This is a genomic window from Emergencia sp. JLR.KK010 (assembly GCF_037018265.1).
Classification (GTDB): domain Bacteria; phylum Bacillota; class Clostridia; order Peptostreptococcales; family Anaerovoracaceae; genus Senimuribacter; species Senimuribacter intestinalis.
The window spans coordinates 2663759-2675976 of sequence record NZ_CP143550.1 but is presented as its reverse complement, the minus strand read 5'-3'; the positions used below and the strand labels follow the sequence as shown (position 1 = coordinate 2675976).

The following is a 12218-nucleotide window of genomic DNA, read 5'->3' as shown; positions in this document are numbered from 1 at the left end:
AGCGCAGAAAATTGTGTAAATGGTAGTTTGAAATATAGACGAGGGAATTGAAATGAAAATTAAAAAAATAATTTGTTCTGGCGGAAGAACCGGATTCTTCTTTGACGACCAGAGAGCGATTAAAAAAGGTGCAAAATCTGATGGTTCTGCATATATCGGAGAGCCGGTAACTGACGGCTTTAAGGCAGTAAGACAGGCTGGTGAATCCATTTCTGTTATGGTGGTTTTGGAAGATGGTCAGGTTGCCTACGGTGACTGTGCAGCTGTACAGTACAGCGGAGCAGGCGGAAGAGATCCGCTGTTCCTTGCAGAAGACTTTATTCCTGTTATCATGGAACATGTAGCGCCAGTGCTGGAAGGGAAAGAACTGGATTCTTTCCGCACTTTGGCAGCGGAAGTAGAAGCCGTAGAAGTGGATGGCAAGCGTCTGCACACTGCCATTCGCTACGGTGTGACCCAGGCGGTGCTGGACGCAGTGGCAAAGGCAAAGAAGCTGCTGATGTGTGAAGTTATCGCAGACGAATACGGTCTCACGCCGGAATATCGCCAGATTCCAATCTTCACTCAGTCCGGCGATAACCGTTACGATAACTCCGATAAGATGATTATGAAGGGTGCTGACGTTCTACCTCACGCTCTGATTAACAACGTAGATACAAAACTGGGAAAAGACGGCAGCATTTTACTGGAATATGTAAAATGGCTGAGAGACAGAATTATCGCCCTCCGTCATGATGAGGACTATCTGCCGGTGCTGCATATCGACGTGTATGGTACTATCGGTATGGCATTCGGTGTCAACAATTATGAAGTGATGGCAGACTATATCGCTACTTTAGTAGAGGCAGCAAAACCTTTCAAGCTGCGTATCGAAGGCCCGATGGACGCAGAAGAGAGAGAAGCCCAGATGAAAGCGCTGGCAGCGCTGACTGCAGAGGTTGATCGCCGCGGAATCGACGTGGAACTGGTAGCAGACGAATGGTGCAACACTTTAGATGACATCAAATATTTCGCTGATAACAAGGCAGGTCACATGGTACAGATTAAGACCCCAGACCTTGGCGGAATCAACAATATCGTAGAAGCAGTTATCTACTGCAAAGAAAAAGGAATCGGCGCTTACCAGGGCGGCACCTGCAACGAAACAGACCGCTCTGCGCAGGTTTGCGTCAACCTGGCTATGGCAACCCAGCCTGATCAGATTCTGGCAAAACCAGGCATGGGCGTAGACGAAGGATACATGATTGTGTACAATGAAATGCAGAGAATCCTTGCACAACTGTCAGCAAAAAATGCGTAATGTGATAGAAGATGGACTGATCACAGAACTAATTAGCGACGTAGACCTGTGGGACGCGAAGGGGCAGTCGGCGCTATCGCTGCTTACAGCAGAACAAATTGGAGAACTGGCGGTGACCGCCCTGCGAATTGAGGCAGCGGTGACACCAAAGCCGGGACTTGTAGACAGAGAAAACAGCGGAGCCCATGACGACATGGACTATCCGCTGTTTCTGGCAAGCAGCGCAGCGCTGTTTCCTTGCTTTACAGCCTGTGCCAAAGCCGGCATTGACGGATACAAAAAAAGTCCGGCGCAGTTGGTTCCTGTATTACGCCGTATCGGCAGATGTGGAGAAACCGCCATGTATGCGGCGACAAAAGGGGTCAATACCCACAAAGGGGCTATTTTCTCTATGGGGATTTTGTGCTGCGCGCTTGGCATGCTTTTAGCTAAAGTAACAAAGGGAACGCATACTGCAGTTCAGGTGCCAAAGGCGCAGGCAGGCCTAAAAGAAGCTGAATTACAGGCGCTTTGCGCCCAGCTTTCAGCCGCCCTGCTGCGGCAGGATACTGCCGCAGCAACCCACGGGCTGCACGCCCGTGGTCACGCCGCCTGCGGCGGCGTGCGGGCGGAGGCTAGCTCCGGATTTGCTACTGCATTTCAGGTAGGATTGCCTGTTCTCAGAAGCGCCCTCTACGAGGGTCTGGTGAAGGAAACAGCACTGGTAAAAGCCTTGCTGGCGCTGATAGAGCGGGCAGAAGACAGCAATGCAGTCTACAGAGGCGGCGCCGAAGGTCTCGCTTTTATGCAGAAGAAAGCAGGTGAGATTTTGCGAAAGGCAGATTGGAAGAGTGAAAAAAGTTTAGACATGGTGAGAGAGTTTGACCGCGCATGTGTCCAGCGAAATTTAAGTCCTGGCGGCAGTGCGGATTTGCTGGCGTTTTGCACCATGTTATATATGATTTTTGATGAGGTATCGCTATGATTAAAACAAATGCGTGCGCTGGAACCCTTGAATCCAGCGATATTTATGTAGAAATTGCACCCTTGCCTTCTGGCAGCGGCGTTGTGCTTTCAGTAACATCTGTGGTTTACGAGCAGTTTGGCGCTGAAATCGAGGCAGTCATCAGACAGACCCTGGAGGAACTGGGAGAAACCGACGTAAAGGTCACCGCCAGTGACAGAGGTGCGGTGGACTGCACGATTCGTGCAAGAGTTGAAACGGCAATATGCCGCGGGAAAGGAGAGCAGTAAATGAGAAGAAGTATGCTATTTTTTCCGGGAAACAGTGCAAATATGCTGCTCAATGCAGATTTTCTCGGCTCTGACAGCGTGATTTTGGACCTTGAGGACGCAGTTGCCCAGACCGAAAAGGATTCTGCAAGAATTTTGGTGAGAAACGCAATCCGTTCTCTTGATTTTACAAAAGAAGTCATCGTTAGAATCAATCCAATCGACAGTCCTTACTGGGAAAAGGATCTTGATGCCATCGTACCCGTCAAACCGGACATGATTATGCCGACCAAGGTCAGCAGCGCAGATGATGTAAAGACCATCTCTGACGCAATCGCCAAGGTGGAAAAGACCAGCGGTATGGAAGTTGGCACAATTAAGCTGATTCCGTTGATTGAAACAGCTTTGGGTGTGGAAAAATCTTTTGAAATTGCAACGGCAGATTCCAGAGTTGCGGCGATTTTCCTTGGAGGAGAAGACTTGACTGCAGATTTACAGTGCAAGCGTACCAAGGAAGGAACAGAAATTTTATATGCTCGCTCTCGTATGGTTATGGCGGCACGGGCTGCAGGAATCGACGTTTACGATACACCTTGGACTGATGTGGAAGATTACGAAGGTCTCATTGCCGACGCGAAATTTGCAAAGAGCCTTGGATTTTCTGGAAAGTCCTCTATTTCACCGCGCCACGTGCGCTTTATCAATGAGATTTTTAGTCCGACAGAGGAAGAAATCCGCTACGCCCGTGATGTCTTTGAGGCAATCGAAAAGGGAAAAGCCGAGGGTAAAGGCGTGGTATCTCTGCGGGGCAAGATGATTGATGCACCGATTGTAGCTAGGGCAAGACAGGTCCTTGCGGCGGCAGAGGCAATGAAGGGAGGTCCTGTAAAATGAAAACAAAATTAGTAAAAGATTTGAAAGAGGCGATTAAACTTTCGGGACTTTCTGACGGCATGACGATTTCCTTTCATCATCACCTGCGCAATGGCGACATGGTAGCAGTGATGGTGCTGGATGTCATCAGTGAGCTTGGCATCCGGGATTTGAATGTCAACATCAGCTCGATTTTTGATACCCATGCGCCTTTTATCGAATACATTAGAGACGGTGTAATTACCGGCATTGAAACAGACTATATGGGCGGCGTTGTGGGCAGGGCTGTCAGCGAAGGGATCTTGGATAAGCCGGTGATTTTCAGAACCCACGGAGGCAGACCTTCTGACATTATCAGCGGTGTGTCGCCTATCGACGTGGCATTTATCGCGGCGCCGACCGCAGACCCTATGGGCAACTGCACAGGTAAGTACGGAAAATCCGCCTGCGGTTCCTTGGGCTATGCTTTTGCGGATGCGATGTATGCGAAAACTTCTGTGGTAATTACAGATAATCTGGTAGACTATCCTTTGACGGATTTTTCCATTGCGGAGGATTACATCGATTATGTGGTTTGTGTCGACAAGATTGGAGAGCCATCAGGCATCGTCTCTGGCACAACCAAAATCACAAAAGACCCGGTAGGGCTTGTGATTGCCGATTACGCGGCAAGAGCCATTGAAGCATCCGGTCTTCTGGTCGATGGATTTTCTTTCCAGACCGGTGCAGGCGGTGCCTCCCTTGCAGCTGCAAAATACCTGCAGGACATCATGCTTGCCCGCGGTATCAAAGGCAGCTACGGTCTTGGGGGAATCACCAGTTACATGGTAGATATGATGAAAAGCGGTTGCTTCAAAGCTCTGCTGGATGTGCAGTGCTTTGACCTTGGTGCGGTGGAGTCCATCAGAACCAATCCAAATCATAGGGAGGTGAGCGCATCTCACTATGCAAGTCCTTCTGCTGCTAGCAGCGCTGTTGACAGCTTGGATGTGGTAATTTTAGGTGCAACTGAAATCGACACTAATTTTAATGTCAACGTTCATACCGATTCCAATGGCTATATCATGGGCGGCAGCGGCGGCCACAGTGACACAGCTGCCGGCGCAAAGATGTCCATGATTGTTGCGCCTCTTTCCCGTGCCCGTCTGCCAATCGTAGTGGACGAGGTTCTCTGCAAATCCACACCGGGCTCCACAGTCGATGTGCTGGTAACCCAGCGTGGCATCGCAGTAAATCCGCTGCGTCCGGAGCTTTCTAAGAGGTTTGCGGAAAGTGGACTTCCGGTAGTAGATATCAGAGAATTGCGGGATGCAGCTGAAAAGCGGAGCGGAAAAGCAAAGAAACCGACACTTGGTGACAAGGAAGTAGCGAAGATTTTATATCGAGATGGAACGCTGCTGGATACCATTTATAACGTGCCGGTGAAATAGAAAGTGCACTATTGTTTGCAGAGGCGGGCTTTTGCATAGATATTGGATATAATCTGATTTGCACAACTTCCTCAATGCGGATTAGTCCGCAGTTGTGCAAACCCTCCTGATTTAGACAAATCTGCACAATCCGGTCGCATGCGATTCCCAAAAGTTGTGCATCAGAAGTGGTAATAGGGTTTGCTTGCACAACTTTTTCACCGTCACTTACTTGGCGGTTGTGCAAATCCTTCTATAGAAGAACTGTCTGTACAACTTTTACAGCGAAAGACTGTTTTGGGTTTTGCTAAGTTGTCTGTAAACAGTCTAATCTGCACAACTCTGCACAGCTTTCTCAGCGCAGATTAGTCCGCAGTTGTGCAAACCCTCCTGCTTTAGATGCATCTGCACAACCTGGTCGCATGCAATCCCCAAAGGTTGTGCAAATGCCCTACTCAAAAGTGGGATTACATAATTTTCCTATTACGAAAGCTGTCGACCGGCAATGAGCTGACAGTTTTCTGCAAAATTCACAAAAATGGAACGGAATGAGAACCATGTTTTATATTGAAACCGTCAACATAGAACAGGCGGAAAGCCTGCTTTCCCTTTGCGGACTTACACTGCCCCAAGCGGTGGACTATACTGCTGGGATATTTTTCCATGACAGGCTGGTCGCCTGCGGCAGTCTCAAGGGTGATATGATTCAGGGTATCGCTGTCCATCCTGAATTTCAAGGTGAAGATTTAACTGCTAAGGTGATAACCCATCTGGCGCAGAAAGCCGCAGAGCAGGGGCTCCGCAGCCTGTATCTTTTCACCAAACCAGAAAAAGTAATGCAGTTTACTGGTCTTGGATTTCGCCTTGCAGCAACGGCAAGACCCTATGCGGCGTTGCTGGAATGGGGCGAGGCAGGGATTGCGCAGTATGTAGAAAAATTGAAAACTTACAGACAAGAGGCATCCGCTGCCTTCGACGATGCATTTTTTGTCGGTGCGCTGGTGATGAACTGTAATCCGTTTACGAGGGGGCATCGTTATCTGGTGGAGAAAGCTGCCTCAGCCTGCAGCCATGTATTTCTTTTAGTAGTAGAAGAAGATGTTTCGCAGTTTTCCTTTGCGGATCGTTTTGCCATGGTAAAGGCAGGAACAGCAGATTTAAGGAATGTGACCGTAATACCCGGCGGCCGCTATGCGGTATCTAGCCTGACTTTTCCCAGTTATTTTACGAAGGAAGAAAATCTGGCTTTTGCACATGCTGCCATAGATGCAGAGCTGTTCGCAGAATATATCGCTCCGGCGCTGGGCGTATCGGTGCGTTTTCTGGGGACAGAGCCTTTTTCTCCGGTGACAGAAATCTACAATGAAACTCTGAAAAAAAGACTGCCTAAAGCAGGAATCAGCGTGGAAGAAATTCCTCGCCTGACCGCGGGTGGAGAGGCCATCAGTGCCAGCAGAGTCAGAGCACTTTTGAAGAGCGAAGGCGCAGAAAGCAAAGAACTTGCGCAGTTGCTGCCAGAAACGACCTTAAAATATCTGCAAAGAGAACTAAATACAGAAAATGACCGCAGCTAGCATAATTTGATAGCATGCGGTCATTTTTGTAATTATTTCTTCAATTGCTCCCGATAATCCTTTAGATTCTTTTCAAGTAATGCCGGTGTATCCAGTCCGTAAGGACAGCGTTCTTTACACTGATTGCAGTGAAGACACTCTGCAATCTGTTCCATATCCTCCTGATGAGCTTGATCCATGTAGATACCTGTCGGCGCGCGGCGAATCATCAGTGACATACGGGCGCAGTCGTTGATTTTAATGCCTGCAGGACAAGGCATGCAGTAGCCGCAGCCGCGGCAGAAATCACCTGCAAGTTCTGCTCGCTCCTGCGCAATAAAATCCTTCATGGCAGCATCCATCTGCGGCGGATTTTTCTCACAGTCCAGAAACTGTTGCAGTTCCTCCTGCCTTTGTACACCCCAGATTGGAAGTACATTTTCGTACTGCGCACAGAACGCATAAGAGGCGTCTGCGCGGGTAATCAGCCCGCCGCCCATAGCTTTCATAGCGATAAATCCCATATCCGCTTCTTTGCATTTTTCTACCAGCTGGACTTCTTCTTTGCTGGCAAGGTAACTGAACGGAAACTGCAGTGTTTCGTAAAGCCCGGATTCGATGGCTTCGTGAGCCACAGCCAGCCTGTGATTGGTAATGCCGATGTGGCGAACTTTCCCTTGGGCTTTAGCCTCCAACATTGCCTCGTAAAGCCCTGTGCCATCGCCAGGTTTTGGACAGAAAGCGGGATTGTGAAACTGATAGAGATCCAGATAATCGGTCTGCAGATTAGTGAGGGTGGTTTCAAGCTGCGACCAAAATTCTTCAGTGCTATTGCACATGGTTTTGCTGGCGATGTAGACTTTCTGACGAAGTCCCCGCTCGCTCAGCGCTTTTCCCAGTTTAGCTTCACTGTCAGTATAAAATCTGGCAGTATCAAAGAAAGTGATACCTGCCTCGTAAGCCTTCATAATCAAAGCATCAGCTTCTTCATAAGAAATTCTCTGAATCGGCAGTGCGCCGAATCCGTTTTTATTTGTAATAATTTCTGTTTTTCCAAGTCTGATTTGTGTCATAAAATATCACCTCAATCTTTTTCTAAAAGCATTCTATGGAAGTATTATACCATCAATTGGCGGGTTTGTTTATACTATCTTTCTGATGACCGGCGTCATTTCGACCGCCATTTCAGCGCGGCGTCTTAACCTAAAATCGACTTTTTTACAGAAAATCGAGATTTGGGTTAAAGATATACCCTGTGCCCGTCTTTTAAGAGAAGCGTAGCAGGGCGTCCGTACACTGCTCCCCCGTGCGTTTCCTTTTCTTGCAAAGAAAAAAGAAGAATGGTAAAATAGAATCAAAAAAGGGGGAAGAGAACATGCACAAAATACTCATTGTAGAAGACGACGTGGTGATTGCAAAATCTATCGCCCATCATATAGAAACATGGAATTGCAGCGCCCACTGTGTGGAAAATTTTAAGGATGTGATGGGAGAATTCGAAAGCTTTGAACCGGATTTGGTTCTGCTTGATATCGGGCTGCCCTTTTTTAACGGCTATTATTGGTGCACCCAGATTAGGGCGGTTTCCAAGGTTCCAATCATCTTTATTTCCTCGGCATCAGATAATATGAATATCGTCATGGCTATGAATATGGGTGGAGATGATTTTATTGCAAAACCTTTCGACCTTGCGGTGCTGACTGCAAAGGTGCAGGCGCTGCTTCGCAGAACCTATGATTTCGGTGTGCAAAGCCCTGTTTTGACTCACATGGGTGCGGTGCTGAATATGGGGGATGCAAGCTTAACCTATGAGGGAGAAAAGATCGACTTGACCAAAAACGAGTTTCGCATTTTGCAGATTCTGCTGGAGCGAAAAGGAAATGTCGTCAGCAGAGATGATATGATGGAGCGGCTTTGGGAGACCGACAGTTTTGTAGATGAGAATACACTTACTGTCAATGTGGCAAGACTTCGCAGAAAGCTGGAGGCCAGCGGACTGAATGATTTTATTAAGACGAAGAAAGGTATGGGATATCTGGTAGAATAATTATGATTGGAAAATATATTAGAAGCAAATGTAAGACGGCGCTGCTGTTTTTGGTGTATCTGGGGATATTTTGTCTGGTGGCATTTCTCTTTGGGATGCCTTTTGACGCCCTCATCTATGCGATTGTGCTTTGTCTGTTTTTTGCCTTAGTGTTCATGATTTACAGCTATGCAAGATTTCGGCAGAGGCAGGAAGTTTTGCAGGATATCAGGGCGAGAATCCAGTTTGGACCGGAGCAGCTGCCAATGCCTGCCAATGCCATTGAAGAAGAATATCTGAAAATTATCAAATCCCTGTATGCAACGACTTCGGCGGCGGTGTCGGAAAGAGACAAGGCTATGAGCGATATGATTGAGTACTATACGCTGTGGGCGCACCAGATTAAAACGCCGATTGCTGCTATGGATTTACTGCTGCAGAGTGAAATGCCTGGAGTGTGCAGAGATCAGCTTGTTATGGAACTGTTTAAGGTGGAACAGTACGTGGAGATGGTGCTGCAGTATTTGCGGCTGGGTGCGGATAGCACGGACTTTCGCATTGAACGGCAAGATCTTGACAGGATTATCCGTGAAGTAGTAAAAAAATATTCTACAATCTTTATTAAGAAAAAGATATCTCTGGATTATCAGGGAGTCGATGCAAAGACGATTTCCGATGAAAAGTGGCTTTCCTTTGTGCTGGAGCAGGTGCTTTCCAATGCGCTGAAATATACACCGTCCGGAAAAATTTCTATTTATATGGACAAGGTGCTGCCTTGTACGCTTGTGATTGAGGATACGGGAATCGGTATCCAGGAGGAAGATCTGCCGCGGATATTTGATAAAGGATATACTGGCTATACTGGACGCAAGGATAAGAAGTCAACGGGTATAGGGCTTTATCTTTGCAGGATGATTATGAATAAGCTGGGACACACTATGACCATCGAATCGCAGGTGGGCAAGGGCACGAAGGTGAAGCTGGGGCTTGGGACTTACGAAAATGTAAGATTTGAATAAAGGATTGTAAGGGAATGTATAGGACTTATGTTCCCTTTTTTGCTATCATAGAGCCATGTTCATAGAAAGGGGTTCAAAAAATGACCATTTTAGAAGTTAAAAATTTGAAGAAAATCTATACGACCCGCTTTGGAGGAAATCAGGTGCAGGCACTTTCCAATGTGTCTTTTTCTGTTGAAGAGGGTGAATATGTGGCAATTATGGGGGAATCAGGTTCCGGTAAAACCACGTTGCTCAACATTTTAGCGGCGCTGGATAAGCCGACCAGCGGCGAGGTGCTCCTTGCCGGCAGAAATATCGTAACGATTTCTGAGCGGGAAATTTCCGCATTTCGCCGTGATAATCTTGGATTTGTGTTTCAGGATTTCAATCTGCTGGATACCTTTTCACTGCAGGACAATATTTTCCTGCCTCTGGTGCTGGCGAAGAAAAATTATAAAGAAATGGCAAAGAAGCTTGCTCCTATTGCGGAACATCTGGCAATTAAAGATATCCTGAAGAAATATCCTTATGAAGTATCTGGCGGACAGAAGCAGAGAGCGGCGGTTGCAAGAGCGTTGATTACAAGTCCGCAGCTGATTTTGGCAGATGAACCGACAGGTGCGCTGGACTCTGCTGCATCCGACAGTCTGCTCAAACTTTTTGGTGAGATCAATGAAGCGGGACAGACGATTCTGATGGTGACCCACAGTACCAAAGCGGCAAGTCACGCCAGCAGAGTGCTCTTTATTAAAGACGGTGAAGTGTTCCATCAGATTTACAGAGCAAATATGACCGAAGATGAGATGTTCGCAAAGATTTCGGACACACTGACGGTTTTGCAGTCAGGTGGTGGTAAACGTGGCTAAAAATTTTTCATGGAAGCTTGCGCTGACCAATATTAAAAATAATCGAAAGTTTTATCTGCCGTATTTTTTGGCTTCAGCAGGAATTACGGGGATGTTTTATATCATTTGTTTTCTTGCCATGAATGAGGGAATATCGACTATGTCTGCCAGTCTCAGCATGATTATGGGACTGGGCGTAGGAGTTATGGCAATATTTTCCTTTATCTTCCTGTTCTATACCAACAGCTTCCTTATGAAACGGAGAAAAAAGGAAATCGGTCTTTACAATATTCTCGGTATGGAAAAGCGACACATCGGCAGAATTCTGGTGATAGAAGGGATGCTGATTTCGATGTCATCCTTTATCTGCGGCATGTTCAGTGGAATTCTGTTCAGCAAGCTGGTACACTTGTTTCTAAACTGGGTCTTTGGCGCAGAACCACCTTTTGGAATTGAGATTTCTAAAGATGCCATCATCTACAGTGCGATTCTCTTTGGTGCGCTTTTTGTGCTGACGACACTGGCAAACCAGATGAGTATTCGCCTTGCAAAGCCGATTGAACTTCTTCACGGAGGAAATGTAGGGGAGAAAGAACCGAAGGCAAAAGGCGCATTGGCTCTGGTAGGATTTTTATGCCTGGGGGCAGGATATTACATTGCAATTACTACAGAAAATCCGCTGAAGGCGTTAATGCTTTTCTTTGTGGCGGTGGTGCTTGTTGTAATCGGCACCTATTGTCTTTTCACTGCGGGAAGTATCGTCATTTTAAAGGCACTGCGTAAGAATAAAAAGTTTTACTATAAGTCGGGCAATTTTACGGCAGTTTCCGGATTGATTTACAGAATGAAGCAAAATGCGGTGGGACTTGCAAACATCTGCATTTTGTCTACTATGGTGCTTGTCATGGTATCTGGCACGGTCAGCCTGTTTTTCGGTATGAATGATACTGTTGACAAGATGGCTCCGGGAGATATTAATATTCAGGAGTGCACGGCAAAAATAAACGATGATATGGGAAAACTTGAAAATGCCGCAAAAAATCGTGCTGACAGCATGGGTGTAAAAATCGAAAATATTAGGGCGTATCAGTTCCTTCCCTTTGTTGCAATAAGAAGCGAAGAAAACTACATTTTTGAAAGGGGAACACAGGAGAATATAAAAGACATGGTAAGCTTTGCAGCTATGACAGAGGATTCATATACTAGGTTGACAGGCAAAAAACTAGGACTTACCGGAAACGAAGTTGCTATGTATACAACTCTGTCTGATGTTTCTGAGGATTTCAAAGTGGGAAACATACAGTTTCATCTGAAAGAGAAAGTAGACGGTTTTCTGGAGCTGGCAGAGATAGAAAATGGTATGACCGATGTCAGCTATTTAATTCTGGCAGATGACGAAGCACTGCAGAATCTTCTTACAGTGGTAAATGGTGGATACGAAAACAGCTGTTACCTCTATACCCACCTGAACATTTATACTGACTGCGATGAACAGCTGAATGCCAACTATGCACAGGCGCTTAGAGAAGATGACAGTGAGCTTGGTTTGCACTACGAAATGCTTAGGGTTGCCACGCAAGAAGAAGAAACAGGTGATTATGTAGAGATGGTTGGCGGCTTTCTGTTTCTGGGCATCTTCCTGGGGATTGTATTCACATTTGCGGCAGCGCTCATCATCTACTATAAACAGATTTCCGAGGGCTACTATGATAAAGAGAAATTTGAGATTATGCAGAAGGTAGGCATGAGCAAGAAGGAAGTAAAAGCGACCATTCGTAAACAGGTGCTGATGGTGTTCTTCGTGCCTCTTGTCATGGCAGGCATTCATATTGCTGCGGCATTTAAGATGATTACTAAGTTGCTTTTAGTATTTGCTATGACCAATGTGGGGCTCTTTGCAATCTGCACTCTGGTGACTTTCCTGATTTTTGCAGGGATTTACGCTCTGGTGTACATGGTGACGGCGAGAGAATATTACAAGATTGTGGGATAAAAAAAA

Annotated in this window: 11 protein-coding genes; 10 read left to right on the top strand and 1 reads right to left on the bottom strand. The window is 46.6% G+C overall.

Going from position 1 to position 12218, the window contains the following annotated elements; all coding sequences use genetic code 11:
* The first annotated feature begins 52 nt into the window (after window positions 1-52).
* From V1225_RS12890 to citC, 6 genes are all read left to right on the top strand, one after another.
* The gene (locus V1225_RS12890; protein ID WP_338546735.1) at window positions 53-1300 is read left to right on the top strand and encodes a methylaspartate ammonia-lyase; all 1248 of its coding nucleotides are present in this window, start codon (window positions 53-55) and stop codon (window positions 1298-1300) included.
* Window positions 1254-2264: a triphosphoribosyl-dephospho-CoA synthase gene (locus V1225_RS12885; RefSeq protein WP_338548189.1), complete on the top strand. Its 1011-nt coding sequence runs from the start codon at window positions 1254-1256 to the stop codon at window positions 2262-2264. Before V1225_RS12890 ends, V1225_RS12885 begins: the two co-directional genes overlap by 47 nt.
* Window positions 2261-2533: a citrate lyase acyl carrier protein gene (gene citD, locus V1225_RS12880; protein ID WP_201759497.1), complete on the top strand. Its 273-nt coding sequence runs from the start codon at window positions 2261-2263 to the stop codon at window positions 2531-2533. Before V1225_RS12885 ends, citD begins: the two co-directional genes overlap by 4 nt.
* A complete protein-coding gene (locus tag V1225_RS12875) occupies window positions 2534-3406 on the top strand; it encodes a CoA ester lyase (protein ID WP_202620424.1) in 873 nt (290 codons plus the stop codon). It abuts the gene before it with no gap.
* Window positions 3403-4815, top strand: coding sequence for a citrate lyase subunit alpha (gene citF / locus V1225_RS12870; protein ID WP_338546733.1), 1413 nt, complete (start codon window positions 3403-3405; stop codon window positions 4813-4815). Before V1225_RS12875 ends, citF begins: the two co-directional genes overlap by 4 nt.
* Window positions 4816-5351: 536 nt before the next feature.
* A complete protein-coding gene (gene citC, locus V1225_RS12865) occupies window positions 5352-6368 on the top strand; it encodes a [citrate (pro-3S)-lyase] ligase (RefSeq protein WP_160200536.1) in 1017 nt (338 codons plus the stop codon).
* 32 nt (window positions 6369-6400) lie between these two features.
* On the opposite strand, the gene V1225_RS12860 is transcribed toward citC, so the two are convergent.
* Window positions 6401-7420, bottom strand: a complete 1020-nt coding sequence (locus V1225_RS12860; protein ID WP_251613638.1) for an aldo/keto reductase — start codon at window positions 7418-7420, stop codon at window positions 6401-6403.
* A 302-nt stretch (window positions 7421-7722) separates the two neighbouring features.
* Here V1225_RS12860 and V1225_RS12855 point away from each other — a divergent pair, with 302 nt between their 5' ends.
* The 4 genes from V1225_RS12855 to V1225_RS12840 all read left to right on the top strand — a co-directional run bounded on the left by V1225_RS12855 (window position 7723) and on the right by V1225_RS12840 (window position 12212).
* Window positions 7723-8394, top strand: coding sequence for a response regulator transcription factor (locus V1225_RS12855; protein WP_161908995.1), 672 nt, complete (start codon window positions 7723-7725; stop codon window positions 8392-8394).
* A 2-nt stretch (window positions 8395-8396) separates the two neighbouring features.
* On the top strand, window positions 8397-9392 hold the full coding sequence (locus V1225_RS12850; protein ID WP_338546729.1) for a sensor histidine kinase: 996 nt from the start codon (window positions 8397-8399) through the stop codon (window positions 9390-9392).
* Between the two features lie 80 nt (window positions 9393-9472).
* The gene (locus tag V1225_RS12845) at window positions 9473-10240 is read left to right on the top strand and encodes an ABC transporter ATP-binding protein (protein ID WP_160200532.1); all 768 of its coding nucleotides are present in this window, start codon (window positions 9473-9475) and stop codon (window positions 10238-10240) included.
* Window positions 10233-12212 carry an FtsX-like permease family protein gene (locus V1225_RS12840; protein WP_338546727.1) on the top strand — a complete coding sequence of 660 codons (1980 nt, stop codon included), beginning with the start codon at window positions 10233-10235 and terminating at the stop codon, window positions 12210-12212. Before V1225_RS12845 ends, V1225_RS12840 begins: the two co-directional genes overlap by 8 nt.
* Window positions 12213-12218 lie beyond the last annotated feature (6 nt).